Source organism: Arthrobacter methylotrophus (genome assembly GCF_039539965.1).
Taxonomy (GTDB): Bacteria; Actinomycetota; Actinomycetes; order Actinomycetales; family Micrococcaceae; genus Arthrobacter; species Arthrobacter methylotrophus.
The window spans coordinates 2,245,097-2,266,330 of record NZ_BAABED010000001.1; the positions used below are offsets into that span (position 1 = coordinate 2,245,097).

Below are 21,234 nucleotides of genomic sequence, written 5' to 3' on the forward strand. Positions count from 1 at the left end.
CGCTCTGCACGGAGCAGGCGGTAGCTTCGGGATCAGTCCAAACCGCTACGCGCTCGATTGCAGCCAAAGGGGGATGTGTCAGTGACGTTGAAGGCTTTGTCTCCAGAGGAACGTTCCGACGCCTTGGAAAAGGCGGCGAGAGCCCGGGCACGGCGGGCTCTCGCGAAGGAACAGCTCAGGACGGGTGGACTGAGCATCGCCGGGCTGATCAAATCTGCGCAGACAGACGAGGCCATCGCGCGCATGCGTGTCTCCGAGCTCCTTGAGGCTGTTCCGGGTATCGGTCCGGTCAGGGCTGCTGCCATCATGGGGGAGATCGGAATCGCCGCTTCACGAAGACTCAGGGGTCTGGGAATTCACCAGTCCCGGTCGCTGATAGATTTTATGGAAGACAAATACAGCGTTTAAACAAATACAGCGTTTAAACAAATACGGCGTTTAAGCAGAAATGCAGCGTATTAATCCTCTCCACGAAGGACGATGTGAGCAAGAATCCGGGACTGACCGTCCTCGCAGGCCCCACTGCCGTTGGCAAGGGAACCGTATCCACGTATATCCGTGACAATTACCCCGAGGTCTGGCTTTCAGTTTCAGCCACTACCCGCGCGCCGCGTCCAGGGGAGACCGACGGAGTCCACTACTTCTTCAAGTCTGCCGAAGAATTCGACGCACTGGTTGAAGACGGGCAGTTGCTTGAGTGGGCCGTCGTCCATGGCAAGAACCGCTATGGGACCTTGCGCACCACGGTGGATGCCGCGATCGCCGAAGGCAAGTCCGTGCTGTTGGAGATCGATTTACAGGGTGCCCGCCAGGTCAAGGCCGCAGTACCGCACGCCAATTTCGTCTTCCTCGCGCCACCCAGCTGGGACGAAATGGTCCGCCGCTTGGTCGGACGCGGCACCGAAACCCCGGAGGAACAGCATCGACGGCTGGAAACCGCTAAACTGGAACTTGCCGCTGAACCGGAGTTTGACCACACTGTCATCAATGACGACGTACGCCGGGCAGCGGACGAGCTTGTTTCACTCATGGGGCTTACCCCGCACCAGCGCTGAGCGCTAGCACTAGTCGGCCCGTTAGAATTTGGAGAATTCGTGTCCACGAACCTTGAAGGCATCATCAACCCGCCGATCGACGAGCTTCTTGCTGCCGCCGATTCGAAGTACGGCCTGGTGATTTTCGGCGCCAAGCGCGCGCGTCAGATCAACGCCTACTACGCCCAGTTGCACGAGGGCCTCTTCGAGTACGTTGGCCCGCTGGTCGACACGAAGCTTAACGAGAAGTCGCTTTCGATCGCCCTGCGCGAGATCAACGAAGGCCTGCTGGTTTCCACCCCCATCGAACCCGCAGAGTAGTACAGACTGCTTGTTGACGGAGGTCACGTGCGCATAGTCCTCGGAGTCGGGGGAGGGATCGCAGCCTACAAGGTTGCATCGCTCCTCCGGCTTTTTACTGAGGCCGGACACCATGTCACGGTCATCCCCACGGAGGCCGCCAGCCGATTTGTCGGTGTCGCTACGTGGGAGGCCCTCTCGGGCAACCCGGTGAGCAACAGCGTCTTTGACGACGTGGAGAAGGTCAACCATGTCCGGCTCGGTCACGAAGCCGACCTCATCGTGGTTGCCCCGGCAACCGCCGATCTGCTGGCCAAGGCCGCAACCGGCCAAGCGGGGGATCTGCTCACCAACACGCTCCTCATGGCCCACGGCCCGGTGGTTTTCGCCCCCGCGATGCACACCGAAATGTGGCACAACCGAGCCACCCAGGCGAATGTGGAAACACTGCGCAGCCGGGGCATTACCGTCCTGGAACCCGCAGTGGGCCGGCTGACAGGCGCGGACTCCGGGCCCGGCAGACTGCCCGAGCCGGAAGCGATCTTCGCAGCCGCTATGGCTTTGGTCGACGACTCCTCGCCCTCAACCCAGCTTGCCGGCCTGAAGCCGCTGTCCGGACGAACCGTTACCATTTCCGCGGGAGGTACCAGGGAAGCCCTGGATCCGGTCCGCTTCCTGGGGAACAGATCGTCCGGCAAGCAGGGCGTTGCGCTGGCCACCGCGGCCCTTGACGCCGGGGCCCAAGTCCGGTTTCTCGCCGCCCACATGGATGTCCAGCCACCCGCTGGCGTCGAGCTGATCCAGGTTGAATCCGCTCTGGAACTCCGCGATGCGGCGCTGAAAGCCGCGATCGGCTCCGACGTCGTGATCATGGCCGCCGCGGTCGCTGACTTTCGTCCTGCTGAAGTCTCGGGTACCAAGATCAAGAAGGTCAACGGCAGCGACGCTCCGGTAGTACACCTTGTGCAGAACCCGGACATCCTCCATGAACTGGTTGAGCGCCGCGACGCTGAGGCATCCACCCAGTTGATCGTCGGATTTGCCGCGGAAACCGGGGATGAAGACGGCGACGTCCTGCAGCACGCCACCGCCAAACTGAAACGCAAGGGCTGCGACCTTTTGGTGGTCAACCAGGTCGGCGTCGGACGCGTCTTCGGACAAGACCAGAATTCTGTGATCATTCTCTCGGGCCGTGGCGCTGCGCCGCAGTCTGCGGCCGGTTCCAAATCCGACGTCGCTGCCGCCGTCATTGACCGGGTCAGTACTGAACTGAGCCACGTACACCCGGCCAGTTAGGCGCCGGATGACGCTCAATCCTTAGCTAGTCCATCCTTAGCATAGGGACATACGGCGGAAGCCGGTCGGCCCCAACCAAGTAAGGTAGTCGAGTGACTCTACCGCTGCACCATGAATCCCACGGAAACCCGTCCAAGCTCCGGCTCTTCACTTCGGAGTCGGTTACTGAAGGGCACCCGGACAAGATCTGCGACCAGATCAGCGATGCGATCCTTGACGCCCTCCTGGCGGTAGACCCGGAGTCCAGGGTTGCGGTTGAAACCATGGCCACCACCGGCTTGGTGCACGTGGCTGGCGAAGTCACCACGGATGCGTACGTCGAAATCCCGCAGATCGTCCGCGAGACCATCCTCGGAATCGGCTATGACTCCTCCGCCAACGGCTTCGACGGTGCACGTTGCGGCGTGTCCGTCTCCATCGGACAGCAGTCCAACGACATCGCTGGAGGTGTCTTCAACTCCCTCGAAGCACGGGAAGGCCGCCAGGAGGACGACTACGACCTGCAGGGTGCCGGTGACCAAGGCATCATGTTCGGCTACGCCAGCGACGAAACCCCGTCCTACATGCCTACCCCCATTTGGCTTGCGCACCGGCTTTCGGAGCGCCTCACCGTAGTCCGCAAGAGCGGCGAGCTGGCCTACTTGCGTCCTGACGGCAAGACCCAAGTGACAGTCGGATACGACGGCGACCGGCCGGTCTCCGTCGAAACCGTGGTCATTTCCAGCCAGCACGCCGAAGGAACCCACCTGGATCGCCTGCGCGCGGATCTTGCCTCGCACGTCATCGACCCCGTCCTGGCGGTTTCCAATCTGGATATTTCCCACGTCGCGAACATCCTGAACCCCGCCGGCGCATTCGTCATCGGCGGACCCGTCGGGGACGCCGGGCTGACCGGCCGCAAGATCATCGTCGACACCTATGGAGGCTTTGCCCGCCACGGCGGCGGTGCCTTCTCCGGAAAGGACCCGTCGAAAGTGGACCGTTCGGCCGCCTACGCAATGCGCTGGGTAGCCAAGAACGTCGTCGCGGCAGGATTGGCCAAGCGCGCGGAGATCCAGATCGCCTACGCGATCGGGCAAGCGCGTCCCGTCGGTACGTACGTCGAGACCTTCGGCACGGAGACTGTCGACCCGGCCAAGATCAGCGAAGCGATTGCGGAGATCTTCGATCTCCGCCCCCGCGCCATCATCGATGCGCTGGACCTCAAGCGCCCGATCTACGCCAAAACGGCGGCGCACGGCCATTTCGGCCGCGACGAGCCCGACTTCACGTGGGAACGCCTGGACCGCGTGGACGAGCTGAAGGAATTCTTCAACGCCTGAACCCGTCGCCGGAGCTCAGTCAGCCCGAGCCCAGCCAGCCGGAGTCCGATTGTCGGTGGTGTGTGTTTGGCTTGACCCAAGAGCCGAACCAGGGAGGTGACAAGTGTGAGCGATGATTCGCTGCTTCCCTTTGCCTTGGGGGTGCCTTCGCCGGCCCGTCAGCCGTCCTTGTTGCAGGGCTTCCCCAATCGAGCGAACGACTCCGGCGGTCCGCCGCTCGCGTCAATCAACCCCGTGGCGCGGGTTCTGGTCGAATCATCCTTGCCACATTTGGACCGGCCCTTCGACTACGGCGTCCCGGCCGAGCTCGCGGACAGTGCATCGGCGGGCGTCCGCGTGAAAGTACGCTTCAGCGGCCAGGAACTCAACGGCTACGTGCTGGAGCGTGCGGAATCGTCGGAGGCGAGGCACACCCTGACTCCGCTCCTCAAAGTGGTTTCGCCGCTCAGCGTGCTCACTCCTGTCTTGCTGGAGCTTGCCTCCAGCGTCGCGGCCCGTTACGCCGGGACCTTGAGCGATGTGCTCCGCACCGCTATCCCGCCGCGCGTCGCACGCCTCGAGAAGGCGTTGCTGTCCGGCGAGTCCCTTTTCGAGGGGCCGGCCGAATCCATCACGTCCGCACACGTTTCCTCCACCGCCGGGCAAACGGCGTGGGCTTCGTATACCAACGGCGCCCCGTACCTGCAGCACCTTGCCGCTGGTGGCGCGCCTCGGGCTGTCCTGACCGCAGTGCAAGGTTTTGGGATTGCGGGCTGGCCGCAGCTGGTGGCGTCAGCGGTAGCCGCGGTCCGCTCTTCCGGGAGGGGCGCCGTCGTGGTTGTGCCCGACTACCGAGATCTCGACCGCATGGAGGCGGCGTTACGCTGTGTCCTTCCCGATACGGACCTCGCCCGCCTGACGGCCGATGACGGCCAGACGCCGCGGTACCGAAGCTACCTTCGGCTCCTCAGCGGCGAGGCCAAGGTGGCTTTCGGCACACGTTCCGCGGCATACGCTCCGGTGCGGGACGTCGGGCTCGTGGTGTGCTGGGACGACGGCGACGACCTCCACATTGACCAGCGCGCTCCTTACGCCCACACGAGGGAAATCCTGCTTTTGCGTTCGGAACAGGAATCCTCAGCGTGCCTCATGGCCGCGCATAGCCGCAGCACTGAACTCCAGCGGCTTGTCGAGGTGGGCTGGGCCGTGCCTGTGGAAGCCCCGCGCACCGTGGTCCGCGCAAAGACGCCGCGTGTGCTCAACACCGCGGACAGCTTCGAGCAGGAGCGGGATCCTCTGGCAAGGATCGCACGTTTGCCTGGCGCCGCCTGGCGGGCTGCCAAGGACGGACTGGAGCGCGGTCCCGTCCTGGTACAGGTCGCCCGGGCAGGGTATGCTCCGTCCCTCGTATGCGAGGATTGCCGCGAACCCGCCAGATGCAACAACTGCCAAGGCCCTCTCGCCATCGCCGGGCAGTCGGCGCTGCCGCAGTGCCGCTGGTGCTCGACCCCGGCCCCGGAATGGCGTTGTCGCACGTGCGGTGGTGGCCGGCTTCGCAGGGGGGCAGCCGGAGTGCTCCGGACCGCGGAAGAGTTGGGCAGGGCCTTTCCTGGCAAGGCCGTTGTGACGTCTTCGGGAGACCAGGTCAAGGCCACCGTCCCGGATGCCGGTGCCTTGGTGGTGGCCACGGTGGGCGCTGAACCGGTCGCTTCCGGGGGTTACGCTGCCGCCCTGCTCCTGGACGGTGATTCGCTCCTACGCCGGGAAAACCTGCGTGCAGGTGAAGACACCGTGCGTCGCTGGTTCAACGCGGCTGCACTCGTCCGGCCCGCCAGCGAAGGCGGGCTCGTAGTCATCACGGCCGACGACACTACCGCGACCGGGGCCCTGTTGCGCTGGGACGCGGCCGGGTACGCCTCAAGGGAGCTGGCACTGCGGCAGGAACTCCAGTTGCCGCCTGCGGTGCGGATCGCGTCCGTGACGGGCCAGCGGGCCGACGTCGTGCACTTCATGGAAAGCCTGGCCAAAGGCATCCAATTGCGCACCGCCGGCCCGGCTCCGGTTTCGCTCACTCCCGCGGCACAGCGCGGAACGGGGCAGCGGGCAACAACGCAAGAGAGCGATCCGGAGGTCCGGACGCTGCTCTTCATCCCGTACGCCCACGCGGCCGAGGCCACCCGGGCCATGCGGGCAGTCAAGGCTGCCAGCGCGGCGAAGCGGACGTCGGGACCCGTGCAGTTGCGGCTCGATGGCGTCGACGTCCTCTAGCGCCGCTTGCCGACTCGCATCGCAACGATCTCTTCGGCCACGGCCAGAAGCTGCCGGGCCGACTCATCCCAGTTGAAGACTGCCGCGCGTTCCACCGACCGTCGTGAGCGGGCCCGCCATAATTCCCGGTCGTCAAGGGCTTGGACGGCCGCGGCAAATTCGGCAGCCGAGTTCGGGTGCACGTAGCTCACGGCATCCCCGCCTACTTCACGGAAGATCGGAATGTCGCTGGCGATCACGGGAGTGCCAAGCGCCATCGCCTCGACCAGAGGCAGGCCGTAGCCCTCTGCCTTGGACAGGCTGATGAGGGCGGTGGCCCGCAGCAAAAGCGAATCGTACTCGGCATCGGTGACGCCGTTGTGGAACTCCACCCGTGCACCCGGCGGAACCAAGGGCTCCAACTCGGCACGGCGTTGGGGGGTGATCCTGCTGAGCAGATGCAGGGTGAACTCGGGCAATTCGGCCATGCCCTGGAGCATGGTCTCCACATTCTTGTACGGCATGAACGAGCCCATGTAGAGCAAGGATTTCTCGGCACCCGCTGCGGGATCCCGCGGCGACTGGCCGGGCTGCGGGGCATTGCCTACGATCCGCACCGGGCGGCGGGTCAGATTGAACTTGGCCATGAGCGACTCGGTGGTATGGCTGATGGTGGCAACGATGTCTGCCCGGTTGAGAAGCAGGCGCTGCGGCCAGTAGGCCTTGTGGTAGAGCCGCCAGAGCAGCCGCACCGGCGCAGGCAGGAAGCCCGGAGGAGCCGGGTGTTCGTAGTAGATGAGGTCGTGCAGGGTGAGGACCAAGCCGTATTTGCGTCCCCAGGTTCCCATGGTCTGCATGGGACAAACCACAACATCGGCCCCAAGCCTATTGACTTCGCGGGCCACGAACAGTTCACGGGGAGACAGCGGGCTGCTGATGTGCACGTAGGGGACGTCGGGAAGGAGCGCCAACTGGCGTTTGTCGCTGATCAGCATGGTGACATCCGCAATCTTGGACGTCGCCGCAATGAGGCTCGAGCCGTAGCGGCTGATGCCGTCATGATGGTCCGTGCGGGTAAAACGGGCGTCGATGACGATCTTCACGCGGGGTGTTCCTCCAGGAAGCTGCGGATGGCGGCCGCGGCCGGCGCCGGGGTCTCGTAGTGGATCAAGTGCCCGACGTCGGGAATTACTTCCAGCCTGCCGTCCGGGAGGACTTCCATCAGTTTGTGCTGGTCCCGGAGCAGCGCGATCTCGTCCTTCTCCCCGGCCACCAACAATACGGGGAGGTCCAGCTGCCCGGCGACCTCGGCCACATGGCTGGACACGGAGGCCCGGAAAGATTCCAGCAGGCTGGCGCGGTCGGCGAAGGCGGAGAAGTACGCATCGTGCTGTCCATGGACGAAGTTCCGGAGTTCCTTGTCGCGGGTTTTGGCCATCGTGGCACTCATGATGCGAACGATCACGCGGCTGCGCAGCATGGCAAGGCCCATCCGGCGCGGGAGGCCAGCGGAGAGCTGGTAGTAGAGAACTGCCAGTTTGGTCATGAGGCCCTTGGGCCCCTCAAGCGCGGGAGCCGCGATCGGATTGATCAGGATCAAGGGGCGCACGGCACCGGGGTTCGCGGCGACGAAATGGCTGGCGACTATGGATCCGAAGGAATGCCCCAGGAGGACCGTGTCCGATCCGAGATCCAAGGCCGCCATGAAACCGGTGATGAACTTCCCGTAGCGCTCCACGGTGTGGGGATCGCCTGCGAATGGCTCCGAGCTGCCAAAGCCGGGGAGGTCCGGCATGATGATCCGCATCTCGGGCAGATGGTCCACTACCCGCAACAGTCCGTGGTGGTCGCCGCGGAAACCGTGGATGACCAGTATGGTTCGTGTCTCCGCGGTCGGGGTGACCGGTTCGTAGCACCAATAGGCCACGTTGCTGCCGTCGAGGTCGATGTCCGTGGCACTGGTCCTGGAAGCCAGTGCCTTGCTGAAGAACTCCCGGGTGGAGGCTGGTGCGGGTTCGGGGGAGTGGTTGGAGTCCACTTGTTCCATTCGGCGGGTCCTAGTTGACGTTATCCGGGTGTGACCCGGCGCGGTGGTGGCGTTCGAGGGCGGCCAAGCCATCCATGTCATCGGTATCTAGCTCGAAGCCGAAGACACTGAAGTTCTCCTGGATGCGTGCGGCGGTGCTCGCCTTGGGAATGACGATATTCCCCAATTGGAGGTGCCAGCGGATGATGATTTGCGCGGGTGTCTTGCCATATTTGCCTGCGAGGGCTTGGATGGCCGGATCGTGGAGAACCTGTCCGCGGCCCAACGGGCTCCACGCCTCGGTGCGTATGCGCAACTGCTCATGCAAGGTCCGAAGCCGGGTCTGCTGCAGCCATGGGTGCAGCTCGATCTGGTTCACTGCGGGCACCACTTCGGCTTTTTGCATGAGGGCCTCGAGATGGGCCGGCTGGAAGTTGGAGACTCCGATCGCGCGCACGCGCCCCTCGCGGTACAAGGTTTCCATGGCCCGGTAGCTCTCCTGGAAGAGTCCGCGCGCCGCGCAGGGCCAGTGGATCAGGTACAGATCGACGTAGTCCAGTCCGAGGTTTGCCATGGAAGTGTCGAATGCCCGGAGCGTGGAGTCGTATCCCTGATCGTCGTTCCAGAGCTTGGTGGTCACAAAGACGTCTTCGCGTGCGAGCGAGTGGGTGCCTTCCCCGGAACCTCCCGTGTTGCTGTCGACGCCGGCCGGCGGTACTACGGCGCTGCCGATGCCGCGGCCCACACCGGTTTCGTTGCCATACATGGCGGCGGTATCGAAATGCCGGTAACCTGTGCCGAGCGCCGTGGCGACCAAGGACGTGGCGTCCGCCGGTGGCACTTTGTAGAGTCCGAACCCTAGCTGGTCAATCAAGACACCGTTGTTGAGACTGAGGCGGGGCGAGGGTTTCATAGCCAAGACTCTACCTACCTCGATGCCGGGAATGTTTCAGGATCATTCAAACATTCAGGACGGGCTGCCGAAACTCACCAGCCGTTTGGCCGTGGCCTCGTCCACGATCAGGTCGGTGGCCAACCTCGCTGCCAGGGCGCCGCGTAGGCCGTTGATCTTGGATGCACCGGATACGACGCAGATCCGCCGCCTGACCTGCCGTAGCTGCTCGTGGCTTGGACCGGTGGAACGCTCGTTGAGGGTAATCCCGTCAGAGGAGCCATCGGCACGGAAGAAGACCGTCGCGACATCACCCACGACGTCCGAGCCCGCCAGCAGATTGAGGTCTGTTTCGTCGAGGTACCCGCCGGCATATACGTGGCTGGGGTAGTCCGCATGCACCGACCCCACGCCGAAGATGGCGATGCTCATTTTGGCTTGGAGCTCGAGCACGCGTTGGACGCTTCGCTCATTCCACATGGCAGTCTTTGTCGACGCGTGGTCGAAGAATGCGGGCACGGGGAACTGTTCCACCCGTGCTCCATAAGCGATGCCAAAGCGCCGCATGATGTCGCTGGCGTACGTGATTCCGGTGGTTTGCATGTTGCCCGCACCGTTGAGCTGGACGATGGTGCTGTCGTGGGTGATCTTGCGGGTCAGATGCCTGCTGACGGCGCTGATGGTGGCACCCCAGGCGACGCCGATGATGGCATTTGAATCGACGAGGGGACCTATGGTGCGTGCTGCCTGCATCGCGACCCGGTCAAGGGTTTCCGCCTCGTTCAAGGTGTCCAGAACGGGAACCACGTGCACGTCGACCCCATATTGGCTGCGGATCATGCGCTCCAGTTCGGGGGCGGAGTCCAGCGGGCTGCGGATCTGGACTTGCACCAGTCCCGACTCGCGGGCCGAGGACAGCAGGCGGGAGACGGTTGAACGCGAGGTCCGAAGTTCCCGGGCGATCGCGTCCATCGTGAGGTCCTGAAGGTAGTACATCTGCGCTGCCCGGAGGGCGTCCGAAGCTCGTGATCGTGGCATCTGGGTTCCGTTCTGCACGTTTGTGCAAATAGCTTGACTTCATTTTCCACTCCTTCGAAGAATAGTTGTGCAAGGTGCGACGTCAAGAGATGCAGCGCACATACCAATGCCCAAGGGAGCAGTTTTGGGATACAACAGCATTTTCAGTTCCGCAGAGGGATCACCTCGCCGAAACTCGGCTTCCGCGCTTCGTGAACGTCCGCAAGCCCGGGTGCTGATCATCGGAGGCGGCATCAACGGCGTGGCTACCTTCCGTGATCTGGCGCTGCAGGGCGTGGACGTTGCCCTCGTCGAGCGCGGTGACTATTGCCAAGGTGCCAGCGGAGCCTCGTCCCATATGATCCACGGCGGTATCCGCTACCTTGAGAACGGCGAATTCCGCTTGGTGAAAGAGTCGGTGCTCGAGCGCAACCGGCTTTTGAAGATCGCTCCCCACTACGTCAAGCCACTGCAGACCACCATCCCCATCTTCAGCACCTTCTCCGGCATCCTTTCCGCTCCCACCCGATTCCTTACCCACAAGCAAGGGAAGCCGAAGGAACGCGGCGCCTTCCTCATCAAGCTTGGGCTGAGCATGTATGACTTCTTCTCCCGCGACGGGGGCAGCGTCCCCCGCCACCAGTTCCGCGGCAGGGAAAAAGCATTGACCGAACTGCCGCGGCTGCATCCCGGCATCAAATACGCAGCCACGTACTTTGACGCTTCCGTGCACAATCCCGAGCGGCTCACGCTCGACGTGCTGCAGGATGGCGAAAGGGCCGGCATCGGAAGCGGGCTGCCGGGCGGCAGCGCACGCGCAAGCAACTATGTGTTCTTGGTGTCCATGGACCACACAGCTGGTGTGGATGCTACAGCGGATTCTGTCTTGCTCCGGGATGAGCTCACGGGCGAGGAGTTCAGCTTCCATGCCGACGTCATCGTCAACACCACCGGGGCGTGGGTGGATCTCACCAACAAGGCGATGGGGACCGCGAGCCATTTCATGGGAGGGACCAAAGGTTCCCACATCGTGCTGGATCACCCGGAACTTCTCGCAGCCTGCGGTGGTCGCGAAATCTTCTTCGAACACACGGACGGGCGGATCGTCCTGATCTACCCCATGGGTGACCGTGTCCTCGTGGGCACCACCGATGTGGACGCCGACATGGCCGAGGACGCAGTGTGCACGGAAGCCGAGATCGACTATTTCTTCGATCTCGTTGGACACGTCTTCCCCTCCGTCACCGTGGACCGCAGCCATATCGTCTACAGTTTCGCCGGGGTCCGGCCGCTTCCGCGCCACGATGACACTCAGCCCGGGTTCGTTTCCCGCGACTACCGCATCGAACGAAGCGAGGGCCCGGCCTCCGGTCCTGTGGCCGCCGGTGACTTGACCGCCGGGGGCGGGAAGGCCGCCGTCGTACTTTCCTTGATCGGCGGAAAATGGACCACTTTCCGGGCCCTTGCCGAACACCTCAGCAATGATGTGCTCCGCGAACTGGGCATGGAACGCAAGGTCTCGACGGCGAAGCTCGCCATCGGGGGCGGATCCGGCTTCCCGGACAGTGAAGAAGGGATCCAAGACTGGGTCAAGGGACACATGGCTCCCGGCCTCGGCGCCGACCGGGTCAGCGGCTTGCTGACGCGCTACGGGACCCGGGCCGAAGACGTCATCGCCTACCTCCATGCGGGCGAGGACCGGAGACTGCGCTCCACGAACGAGCTCAGCGTCCGTGAACTGGAATTCATGGCCGGCAACGAACAGATCGGGCACCTCGTGGATGTCCTCATCCGCCGCACCTCGCTGGCTTTCCGGGGTCTCGTGACAGGGGAGCTCCTCAACGAAATCGCCGAAGTCCTTTCCGCGCAGCTTGCCTGGGACGCAGCGAGGCGTGACGCCGAGATCCAGCATGCACAGGAGGTCCTTCAACGTTTTCATGGCGTGACTGTTCACAGCCTCGTCGCATGAACGTAATGTACGTCACATCAGCTTGATTGTTCCGGCCAAAACGCCCTAACAAAACCTGCAGGGCTGACAACAGAAGAAAATGAGGAGTCAAAGATGTCTCTCGGAATAGTTTTCCTTTCCGAAGTGTTCGGAACCGGCATGCTTACCCTGCTTGGCTGTGGCGTTGTGGCAAACGTCGCGCTGAAGGGCACGAAGGGTAACAACGGCGGGTTCCTGATGGTGAATTTTGGCTGGGGCATCGCAGTATTTGCCGGCGTGTACGTGGCTGCCATGTCCGGTGCGCACCTGAACCCGGCCGTGACGCTTGGCCTTTTGGTTGATGGCAAGGCCGAGTTCGCCCCCGGGGTGGCGGTGAGTGCGGCATCCACGTTCACTTACTTCGGTGGAGAACTGACCGGCGCCTTCTTGGGTGCCATCTTCGCTTGGCTCGCCCACAAGCAACACTTCGATGCTGAGCCGCTGGCAGCCAGCAAACTCGCGGTGTTCTCCACGGGTCCGGCTATCCGCTCGTACCCTTGGAACCTGGTTACTGAAATCATCGGCACGTTTGTGCTTGTCTTCGTGATCCTGACCTTCGGCGGCACGCCTTCCGGCCTGGGTCCGCTGGCAGTGGCATTGCTCGTCGTCGGCATCGGCGCGTCCCTTGGCGGGCCAACCGGCTATGCCATCAACCCGGCACGTGACCTCGGCCCCCGCATCGCGCACGCTCTTCTACCGATCAAGGGCAAAGGCTCCAGCGACTGGGCCTACTCCTGGGTTCCGGTAGTAGGTCCCCTCCTGGGCGGAACCATCGCCGGTCTCGTCGCGCACTCGGTGCCGATCATGGCAACCGTGGCCAAGTAGTAAATCGCTCAGACCATATCCCGTATCCGCACCACAGCAAGCAGACAAGGACGTCAAAATGTCGCAATACGTCATCGCCATTGATCAGGGAACCACCAGCTCGCGAGCCATCGTGTTCGATCACACAGGCAACATTGTCTCCACCGGCCAGATGGAGCACGAGCAAATATTCCCTCAGGCCGGTTGGGTGGAGCACAACCCGGTGGAAATCTGGAACAACGTCAGGGAGGTCGTCGGTTCGGCGTTGTCCAAGGCCAACCTGACCCGCCACGACATCGCTGCCGTGGGTATCACCAACCAGCGCGAAACCGCCGTCGTGTGGGACAAGAACACGGGCGAACCGATCTACAACGCCATCGTCTGGCAGGACACGCGCACCCAATCGATCGTGGACGAACTCGCCCGGGACGGCGGTGCCGAGCGCTTCAAGCAAAAGGTCGGCCTTCCCTTGGCCACGTACTTCTCCGGCACCAAGATCAAGTGGATCCTGGACAACGTTGAAGGAGCGCGGGCCAAGGCCGAAGCCGGCGACCTGGTCTTCGGCAACACCGACTGCTGGGTCTTGTGGAACCTGACCGGCGGCGTCGACGGCGGTGTGCATGCCACCGATGTCACGAACGCCTCGCGCACGATGTTCATGGACCTCGACACCCTGCAGTGGGACCAGGACATTCTGGACGCGTTCGGCGTGCCGGCGTCGATGATGCCCGCTATCAAGTCCTCCTCCGAGGTTTACGGCACCGTCCACACTTCCCAACTGCTGCGCGAGGTACCGGTCGCGGGTATCCTGGGTGATCAGCAGGCGGCGACCTTTGGCCAGGCGGCGTTCGAGCCGGGAGAAGCGAAGAACACCTACGGCACCGGCTGCTTCCTGATCTTCAACACGGGCGAAGAGATCGTCCACTCGAAGAACGGCTTGCTGACGACGCTTTGCTACAAGCTGGGCGATGCCAAGCCGCATTATGCCTTGGAAGGTTCCATTGCCGTCACGGGTTCACTGATCCAGTGGCTCCGCGACAACCTCGGCATGATCAGCTCCGCTCCGGAGGTGGAGACGCTGGCGGCCAGCGTCGAGGACAACGGCGGCGTATACATCGTGCCCGCGTTCTCCGGCCTGTTCGCCCCGTACTGGCGCGCAGACGCGCGCGGAGCCATCGTGGGCCTCACCCGCTTCGCCAACAAGGGTCACATCGCACGCGCAGCGCTGGAGGCCACAGCGTTCCAGACCCGCGAAGTGCTCGACGCCGTCAACGCGGACTCCGGCGTTCCGCTGACCGAGCTGAAGGTCGACGGCGGCATGGTCGCCAATGAGGCGCTCATGCAGTTCCAGGCGGACATCCTGGGTGTGCCGGTGGTCCGTCCGAAGGTCGTGGAAACCACGGCCCTGGGAGCGGCCTACGCGGCAGGCCTCGCCGTCGGCTTCTGGAAAGACCTCGGCGAGCTCAGCGCAAACTGGGGCGAGGACAAGCGCTGGGAGCCGCAGATGGACGCGGGCGAACGGGACCGCCAGATGCGCCTGTGGAAGAAGGCAGTCACCAAGTCCATGGATTGGGTCGACGAGGACGTTAAGTAGGCCTCCTTGAGAGAGGTTCCGGGGACTCCCGCCCGCCCGTCCCCAGCTGCTCCCAACGCTCGCAAGCTCGCGTCGGGACCCTCGCAGCTGTGGGCCCACCGCGGTGCCCACCACACCATGGCGGGGAGTCCCCGGAACCTCAACCGGCGCTGCATCGGTTCTTGAAACCACGCCATGGACTTGGTGCGGTAAGGTGGCTTTATGCGTGCGATCCTTCTGCTTGGCTAGCCGCCCGGTAAACGTCGACCTTAGAGAACGCGAACCGAGCGGCCGCCCCTCCTTGCCGAGGGGCTTTTGTGTGTCCGGGACCTTCCGGGACCCGGAGCAGGAGGCAAAACCGTCATGGAAGAACAGAAGAGGGCAGCAGTGAGCGTTCAGCCGGAGACAGAAACCGGAGCACAGTCAGTAGTGGCAGGCGAGACGCCCGAGGAGGGTGTCTACAGCTTCGCTTCGATGGAGGCCAAGTGGCCGCAGGTCTGGGAAGACCTCAAAGTCTTCACTCCCGTTGACGACGGCTCCCGCGAGCGGCGCTACGTCCTGGACATGTTCCCCTACCCTTCCGGGGACCTCCACATGGGCCATGCCGAGGCCTTCGCCATGGGCGACGTCGTGGCCCGGTACCTGCGGCAGAAGGGCTTTGACGTCCTGCACCCTATCGGCTGGGACTCCTTCGGGCTGCCCGCGGAGAACGCCGCCATCAAGCGCAACGCCCACCCAAGCGAGTGGACGTACGCCAACATCGATACCCAGGCGGCATCGTTCAAGCGTTATGCCATCTCTGTCGATTGGTCCCGCCGGCTGCACACTTCGGATCCCGAGTACTACCGCTGGACACAGTGGCTGTTCAAGCGCTTCTACGAGCGTGGCCTGGCCTACCGCAAGGATTCCCCGGTCAACTGGTGCCCGAAGGACTTGACCGTACTGGCGAACGAGCAAGTGGTCAACGGCGCTTGCGAACGCTGCGGAACCCCGGTCACCAAGAAGTCCCTGAATCAGTGGTACTTCAAGATCACCGACTACGCTGACCGCTTGCTGGACGACATGTCCGAACTGCAAGGGCACTGGCCCGAGCGGGTGCTGGCGATGCAGCGCAACTGGATCGGCCGCTCCGAGGGCGCACACGTGCGGTTCGTCATCGAAGCCGCGGATACCAGGGCCGAACGTGAAGTGACTGTCTTCACCACCCGCCCGGACACCCTGTATGGGGCAACCTTCTTCGTTGTTGCCGCGGACGCGCACCTGGCATTGGACCTGGTCACGCCCGAACACCACGACGCCCTCATGGCCTACCGTGAAAGGGTCAAGGCCCTGTCCGACATCGAGCGCCAGTCGACTGAGCGCGAGAAGACAGGCGTGTTCACCGGCCGTTACGCCATTAATCCCCTCAACGGTGAAAAACTTCCCGTCTGGGCCGCCGACTACGTGCTCGCGGACTACGGCACGGGGGCCATCATGGCGGTACCCGCCCATGACCAGCGCGACCTTGATTTCGCCCGGGCCTTTGATCTGCCGGTGCGTCCCGTGCTGGACACCGGTGCGGAAAACCCCGCGGAAAGCGGCATTGCGTCCGCCGGTGAGGGAACCCTGATCAACTCCGGCGAACTGGATGGATTGTCCAAGGCTGAGGCCGTCCCGGCAGCCATCGACATTTTGGAGAAGCTGGGCACGGGGGAGAAGTTCGTCAACTTCCGCTTGCGCGACTGGCTGCTGAGCCGGCAGCGTTTCTGGGGAACACCGATCCCCATCATCCACTGCGCCGAATGCGGCGAGGTCCCGGTCCCGGACGATCAACTTCCGGTCAGGCTGCCTGAAGACCTTCGCGGCGAGGCTTTGTCGCCGCGGGGTACGTCTCCTCTCGCTGCCGCGGCTGAATGGGTCAACGTGGAGTGCCCGAATTGCGGACGGGCGGCCCAGCGCGACACGGACACCATGGACACGTTCGTGGACTCGTCCTGGTACTTCTTGCGCTTCGTTTCCCCGCATTACACCGAAGGCCCCTTCGATCCGGCCAAGATCAACGACTGGATGCCCGTGGGGCAATACGTGGGCGGCGTGGAGCACGCCATCCTGCACTTGCTGTACGCCCGCTTCTTCACCAAGGTCATCCACGACATGGGAATGCTTGCGGCCGACGAGCCATTCAGCGCCCTGCTCAACCAAGGCCAGGTTCTCAACGGCGGCAAGGCCATGAGCAAGTCCCTCGGTAACGGCGTGGACCTTAGCGAGCAACTGGACAAGTTCGGCGTCGATGCCGTCCGCCTGACCATGGTCTTCGCCTCCCCGCCCGAGGACGACGTCGACTGGGCGGATGTTTCGCCGTCGGGCTCGGCGAAGTTCCTTGCCCGCGCGTGGCGCCTCGGCCAGGACGTCGCGAGCGAACCCGGCGTCGACGTCTCCACCGGTGACCGTGCCCTGCGCACCGTCACCCACAGGACCATCGCCGACGCCGTGGAGTTGTTGGACAACAACAAATTCAACGTCGTGGTGGCCAAGCTGATGGAACTCGTCAACGCGACCCGCAAGACCATCGATTCCGGGGCCGGTGGCGCAGATCCTGCCGTCCGCGAAGCCGCCGAGGCCGTGGCGGTCATCTTGAGCCTCTTCGCGCCGTACACGGCCGAGGACCTGTGGAACCAGTTGGGCCACCCGGCCTCCGTGGCAAACGCGGGTTGGCCTTCCCACGATCCTTCGCTCCTTGTCCAGGACACCGTAACGGCCGTGGTCCAGGTCCAAGGCAAGGTCCGCGACCGCCTCGACGTATCGCCGGACATCAGTGAAGACGCCCTGCGCGAGCTTGCGTTGGCAAGCGAAAACGTGCAGCGGGCACTCGACGGCCGTGGCATCCGCACCGTGATCGTACGTGCGCCTAAACTGGTCAACATCGTCCCGGCATAGCCGGGAATGCGGCCGCCGGCGTTTGCCGGCGGCCGGGCAGCAGCCCAGGAGGCATCGTTGACGGACCGCGAACCACCTGCATGGATGTGGCTCAAGGAACGTCTGGCCCGCCTACGCCAGTCGACGACGCCGGGCCGCGGCGGAGCTGAACCAGCGCCTGTTCCGGTCCGCACCGCCGTCGTCACTGACTCGGCAGCCGCGCTCCCGGCCGAATGGGTCAAGGCGTTCGTCGCCGACGGGCGCCTCGCCGTGGTGCCGATGCCTGTGATGGTGGGTGAGGAAATCTACGGCGAGGGTGAAGACGATATCACCCAGACGCTCGCACTGGCACTGGCGGCCGGATCGCAAGTGAAGACTTCAAGGCCTTCTCCCGGCCAGTTCGAACAGGCTTATCTCGCCGCCAAGGCTCGCGGCTTCGAGGCGGTCGTCTCCATCCATATCTCCTCCGGGCTGTCGGGCACGGCCGACGCCGCCAGGCTGGCCGCCGAGCGCGTTTCAATCCCCGTCGAGGTCATTGACTCCCGCACTGTCGGAATGGCCCTGGGCATGGGTGTCCAAAGCGCCCTTGTGGCTGCAGCGGACGGTCGTTCGGCGGCCGAGGTCCGGCGCTTTGCCGAGGAGCGCATGGGCCGAACCAAGGTCTACTTCTACGTGCCGAGCCTTGAGCAGCTCCGGCGCGGCGGCAGAATCGGCACTGCTGCGTCTTTTCTGGGGACGATGCTGTCCATCAAGCCGATCCTCGCGGTCGACGACGGCAAGATCGTGCCGCTTGAGAAGGTGCGCTCGGCGGCGAGGGCCGTCGCCCGGCTTGAGGAAATCGTCGCTGCGGATGTCACTTCCCGCCCGGCAGGACAAGCGCGGCTTGCCGTGCACCACTTTGGAAACCTTGCAGAGGCCGAGCGGCTCGCCGCACGGCTGGAAGCGCACTGCCCGGGGTGCCCACCCGCACAAATCAGCACCTTACCGGCCGTGCTGGCTGCCCACGCTGGCCTCGGCGTCCTGGCCGTGATCGTCGGGGAAAGCAGTACACCTGGCCTTGCGGAACGCCCGGCAGGCAGTTCCACGGAGGGTGCCGGGGCCGGTAAGCCGACCGCGGGCAGCAGCTGATCCTCCACAACGTCTCTCGATAGGAGAGTTGTCCACATAGGGCCGATGCTGCCTGCCAATGGTGGATTGGCCGTTCTACGCTCGGGGATATGCCGCGCAGGAAAGGTTCCCCCTCAGCCAACCACGCTGCGAGCGCTGCCCGGCAACGGTTCGCGGCGCGCCTTGCACCGGAGGGGCCGGACAGTGCCGGGCCCGGCGGTGCCCATCGCGGGCATGACAACGATCCTCTACCGCTTTTGCCCTTGGGCGAGTCCATTCAAGGCGGCCCGGGAAGCTCCCAGACCGGCTTCGTCTGCGATGAATGGGAGGGTCCGGGGGAGTCCGGAGCCTCTCCACGGCTACGCTGGCGAACTCCGTGGCGTGTAGCCACCTTGCTGGCCATTCCTTGCTTGCTGTTGCTGTCGTGGTGTGCCTGGCAGGTCTGGGCGCGACAGCCGACGGCAGAGCCGTTGGTCCGTAGCTCGTCAGCGGGAGGACGGGCGGTTGCCGGCGTTGACGGAGCTGCGGTTGACGGGGCTGGGAGGGACGGGGCCGGGAGGGACGGGGCCCAGACGGGGTCGCCGGACCCGCACGGCCGGATCACTGTCCATGTGGCCGGTGCGGTAAAGAATCCCGGAGTCGTCACGTTGCCCGTCGGAGCGCGTGTAGTTGACGCGATTGGCGCCGCCGGCGGAGCAGATCCAGCGGCCGAGCTGAACAGGCTCAACCTTGCGGCGGTGGTGCAGGACGCCGCGAAGATCCATGTTCCTCTGCCAGGAGAACCCGCTTCCTCGGCAGATGGACCAGCTCCTGGCGCGGCCGTGAACGAGGCTACCGAAAGCAGGAACCCGGGAACCGGGAGTTCAGCAGCTCGCAAGATCAACCTCAACACGGCAACGGCCGAAGAACTCGACAGCCTGCCCAAGGTGGGTCCCGTCCTGGCCAAGCGCATCGTCGAGTGGCGGCAGCAGCACGGACCGTTTGCGGCAGTGGAAGACCTCGATGCCGTGGATGGTGTCGGGCCAAAGATGCTGGAAACCCTCTTGCCCCTGGTGACTGTCTGACATGGCACGGGAGGGAGAAAGCCGCATCGACCTGCGCTTGGTTCCGTCGGCCTTGCTCACGTGGGCCGTCTCCCTCTCGGCCGCTTTCCTGCCCACATCATCGACTGTGGGCCTTTGCGCGGCCTTGTTCGTTGGCTCGTGCGTTCTCCTGGCCGGGTGGCGTCGACGGGCCTTTCAGCGTAGCCCGCGTCCGATCATGAGGACGCTTCAAGCCACCTTGGCGGTTGCGTGCCTGTTCGGGGCTGCCGTGGCCGCCCGTGCTGCGTTAGATGCCGCACCCCGGCAGGACGGTCCGGTCGCACAGGCTGCGGCATCCCGTGACTCGGTGGTCATCCACGTGCTGATTGTGGGAGATCCGAGGGAACTGGGCACCGCCTCCCGTGGATCCGGACGGTGGGCTGTTCCGGCCGAAGTGATTGACATCGCCGCCGACGGATTGTTGATTCGTTCGCGCGCGAAGATTCTGCTGACCGGTGGAGAAGGCTGGGACCAGGTTGTAACGGGCCAGAAAGTCAGAACCGCAGGAAGGCTGAAACAGGCAAAAGCGGGCCAGGCGGAGGCCGCCGTTCTCGCGGCTGCCACGCCTCCCATGCAGCCGGAGGCGAAGGAAAGCGTCTCCCACGGTCCGGCGCAACTGAAGAAACAGTTCAAGTCTGCTACCGAGTGGCTGCAGGGCGACGCTGCGGGTCTTCTCCCTGGAATGGTCACGGGTGACACCACGGCCCTGGATGAAGGCCTTGAAGCCGTCATGAAGACGACCGGAACCACTCACCTCACAGCCGTCAGCGGGGCAAATTGCAGTCTGATTCTTGGGGGCCTTGTGCTTTTGGCCAGGACCTTCCGGCTTGCCAGGGGAGTCACGGCAATCGCGGCCCTGATGGGGTTGGCCGCCTTTGTCATGATGGTAGGACCGGATGCGAGTGTCCTCAGGGCTGCGGTCATGGGGGCGATCGGCCTCGCAGCGCTGAGCGGCGGGCGGAGGGGCCGGAGTCTGGGGTTTCTCTGCCTTGCGGTGATTGGCCTGCTGATTCTGGATCCTTCACTTGGCATGAGCATTGGATTCCTTTTGTCGGTCCTCGCCACGTTGGGAATTGTCGTGTTCGCACGCCCCATCGCATCCTGGGCTCCAGCTTGGGTGCCTTCCTGGCTCGCTTCGGCCATTGCGGTTCCCTTGGCGGCGCAGCTTCTGTGCAGTCCCGTGATTGTCGGCCTGCAGCCGCAGTTCTCCAGTTACTCGTTGATCACAAATGTCGCGGTGGCGCCGTTCGTCGCACCAGTCACGATTTTGGGGACCATGGCCGTTCCCTTGGTTCCCCTGCTTCCTTGGTTTGCGGTCATTCCCATAGCCGTTGCCGGGGCGAGTGCCGCCGTGGTGGCAGCGACTGCCAGGTTGTTTGCGGGACTTCCAGGCGCGTCCCTGCCTTGGCCGGAAGGACCGACGGGAATTGCCACCATGATTCTGTGCTCGCTTGCCACCCTTGTGCTGGTGTGGTTGGTCCTGCATCCAGTGTGGGCTGGCGCTGCTGTGCTGGCTTTGCACCGCCGCTTAGTACTCCTCATGGCCGCCGGAGAGTCAGCTGTTCGCCGCCAAGGTGCCAAGGGCCATCACAGGGGGTGCGGGCACCGGTCAAGGGAACCGCAGCCTGGGCCACCGCCGGCCCGGCTGGACGTGGGAGACTAGAACTCTGAAA

18 protein-coding genes are annotated in these 21,234 nt (G+C 64.0%); 14 read left to right on the plus strand and 4 right to left on the minus strand.

Features of this window, described 5'->3' with window-relative positions; genetic code table 11:
- Positions 1-81 precede the first annotated feature (81 nt).
- From mihF to ABD884_RS11945, 6 genes are all read left to right on the plus strand, one after another.
- Positions 82-408, plus strand: a complete 327-nt coding sequence (gene mihF, locus ABD884_RS11920) for an integration host factor, actinobacterial type (RefSeq protein WP_345045986.1) — start codon at positions 82-84, stop codon at positions 406-408.
- Positions 409-482: 74 nt separating this feature from the next.
- Positions 483-1,055 carry a guanylate kinase gene (gene gmk, locus ABD884_RS11925; RefSeq protein ID WP_345045987.1) on the plus strand — a complete coding sequence of 191 codons (573 nt, stop codon included), beginning with the start codon at positions 483-485 and terminating at the stop codon, positions 1,053-1,055.
- A gap of 39 nt (positions 1,056-1,094) precedes the next feature.
- Positions 1,095-1,355 carry a DNA-directed RNA polymerase subunit omega gene (rpoZ, locus tag ABD884_RS11930; protein WP_028267125.1) on the plus strand — a complete coding sequence of 87 codons (261 nt, stop codon included), beginning with the start codon at positions 1,095-1,097 and terminating at the stop codon, positions 1,353-1,355.
- A gap of 27 nt (positions 1,356-1,382) precedes the next feature.
- Entirely contained in the window at positions 1,383-2,630 is a 1,248-nt protein-coding gene (gene coaBC, locus ABD884_RS11935) for a bifunctional phosphopantothenoylcysteine decarboxylase/phosphopantothenate--cysteine ligase CoaBC (protein WP_345045988.1), read from the plus strand.
- A gap of 92 nt (positions 2,631-2,722) precedes the next feature.
- On the plus strand, positions 2,723-3,952 hold the full coding sequence (gene metK / locus ABD884_RS11940) for a methionine adenosyltransferase (RefSeq protein ID WP_028267123.1): 1,230 nt from the start codon (positions 2,723-2,725) through the stop codon (positions 3,950-3,952).
- Between the two features lie 105 nt (positions 3,953-4,057).
- Positions 4,058-6,199: a primosomal protein N' gene (locus ABD884_RS11945; protein WP_345045989.1), complete on the plus strand. Its 2,142-nt coding sequence runs from the start codon at positions 4,058-4,060 to the stop codon at positions 6,197-6,199.
- Here ABD884_RS11945 and ABD884_RS11950 read toward each other — a convergent pair.
- From ABD884_RS11950 to ABD884_RS11965, 4 genes are read right to left on the minus strand one after another with little or no spacing between them, the layout of a single operon-like run.
- The gene (locus tag ABD884_RS11950; protein ID WP_345045990.1) at positions 6,196-7,281 is read right to left on the minus strand and encodes a glycosyltransferase family 4 protein; all 1,086 of its coding nucleotides are present in this window, start codon (positions 7,279-7,281) and stop codon (positions 6,196-6,198) included. The genes ABD884_RS11945 and ABD884_RS11950 overlap by 4 nt on opposite strands.
- Positions 7,278-8,225 carry an alpha/beta fold hydrolase gene (locus ABD884_RS11955; RefSeq protein ID WP_345045991.1) on the minus strand — a complete coding sequence of 316 codons (948 nt, stop codon included), beginning with the start codon at positions 8,223-8,225 and terminating at the stop codon, positions 7,278-7,280. Before ABD884_RS11955 ends, ABD884_RS11950 begins: the two co-directional genes overlap by 4 nt.
- Positions 8,226-8,235: 10 nt before the next feature.
- Entirely contained in the window at positions 8,236-9,117 is an 882-nt protein-coding gene (locus ABD884_RS11960; protein WP_345045992.1) for an aldo/keto reductase, read from the minus strand.
- A 54-nt stretch (positions 9,118-9,171) separates the two neighbouring features.
- On the minus strand, positions 9,172-10,134 hold the full coding sequence (locus tag ABD884_RS11965) for a sugar-binding transcriptional regulator (RefSeq protein ID WP_345045993.1): 963 nt from the start codon (positions 10,132-10,134) through the stop codon (positions 9,172-9,174).
- A gap of 106 nt (positions 10,135-10,240) precedes the next feature.
- Here ABD884_RS11965 and ABD884_RS11970 point away from each other — a divergent pair, with 106 nt between their 5' ends.
- The 8 genes from ABD884_RS11970 (at position 10,241) to ABD884_RS12005 (ending at position 21,224) form a co-directional block, all read left to right on the plus strand.
- Positions 10,241-12,082 (plus strand): glycerol-3-phosphate dehydrogenase/oxidase, encoded by a 1,842-nt coding sequence (locus ABD884_RS11970; RefSeq protein ID WP_376954938.1) that lies wholly within the window; start codon positions 10,241-10,243, stop codon positions 12,080-12,082.
- 93 nt (positions 12,083-12,175) lie between these two features.
- Positions 12,176-12,925 (plus strand): MIP/aquaporin family protein, encoded by a 750-nt coding sequence (locus tag ABD884_RS11975; RefSeq protein ID WP_345045995.1) that lies wholly within the window; start codon positions 12,176-12,178, stop codon positions 12,923-12,925.
- Positions 12,926-12,983: 58 nt separating this feature from the next.
- Positions 12,984-14,498 carry a glycerol kinase GlpK gene (gene glpK, locus ABD884_RS11980; protein ID WP_345045996.1) on the plus strand — a complete coding sequence of 505 codons (1,515 nt, stop codon included), beginning with the start codon at positions 12,984-12,986 and terminating at the stop codon, positions 14,496-14,498.
- A 6-nt stretch (positions 14,499-14,504) separates the two neighbouring features.
- The gene (locus ABD884_RS11985; RefSeq protein ID WP_345045997.1) at positions 14,505-14,663 is read left to right on the plus strand and encodes a hypothetical protein; all 159 of its coding nucleotides are present in this window, start codon (positions 14,505-14,507) and stop codon (positions 14,661-14,663) included.
- Positions 14,664-14,864: 201 nt separating this feature from the next.
- Entirely contained in the window at positions 14,865-17,393 is a 2,529-nt protein-coding gene (gene leuS, locus ABD884_RS11990) for a leucine--tRNA ligase (protein WP_345054761.1), read from the plus strand.
- 6 nt (positions 17,394-17,399) lie between these two features.
- Positions 17,400-18,500, plus strand: coding sequence for a DegV family protein (locus ABD884_RS11995; protein ID WP_345045998.1), 1,101 nt, complete (start codon positions 17,400-17,402; stop codon positions 18,498-18,500).
- Between the two features lie 89 nt (positions 18,501-18,589).
- Positions 18,590-19,543 carry a ComEA family DNA-binding protein gene (locus ABD884_RS12000; protein WP_345045999.1) on the plus strand — a complete coding sequence of 318 codons (954 nt, stop codon included), beginning with the start codon at positions 18,590-18,592 and terminating at the stop codon, positions 19,541-19,543.
- 1 nt (position 19,544) lies between these two features.
- The gene (locus ABD884_RS12005; RefSeq protein ID WP_345046000.1) at positions 19,545-21,224 is read left to right on the plus strand and encodes a ComEC/Rec2 family competence protein; all 1,680 of its coding nucleotides are present in this window, start codon (positions 19,545-19,547) and stop codon (positions 21,222-21,224) included.
- The last annotated feature ends 10 nt before the right edge of the window (positions 21,225-21,234 follow it).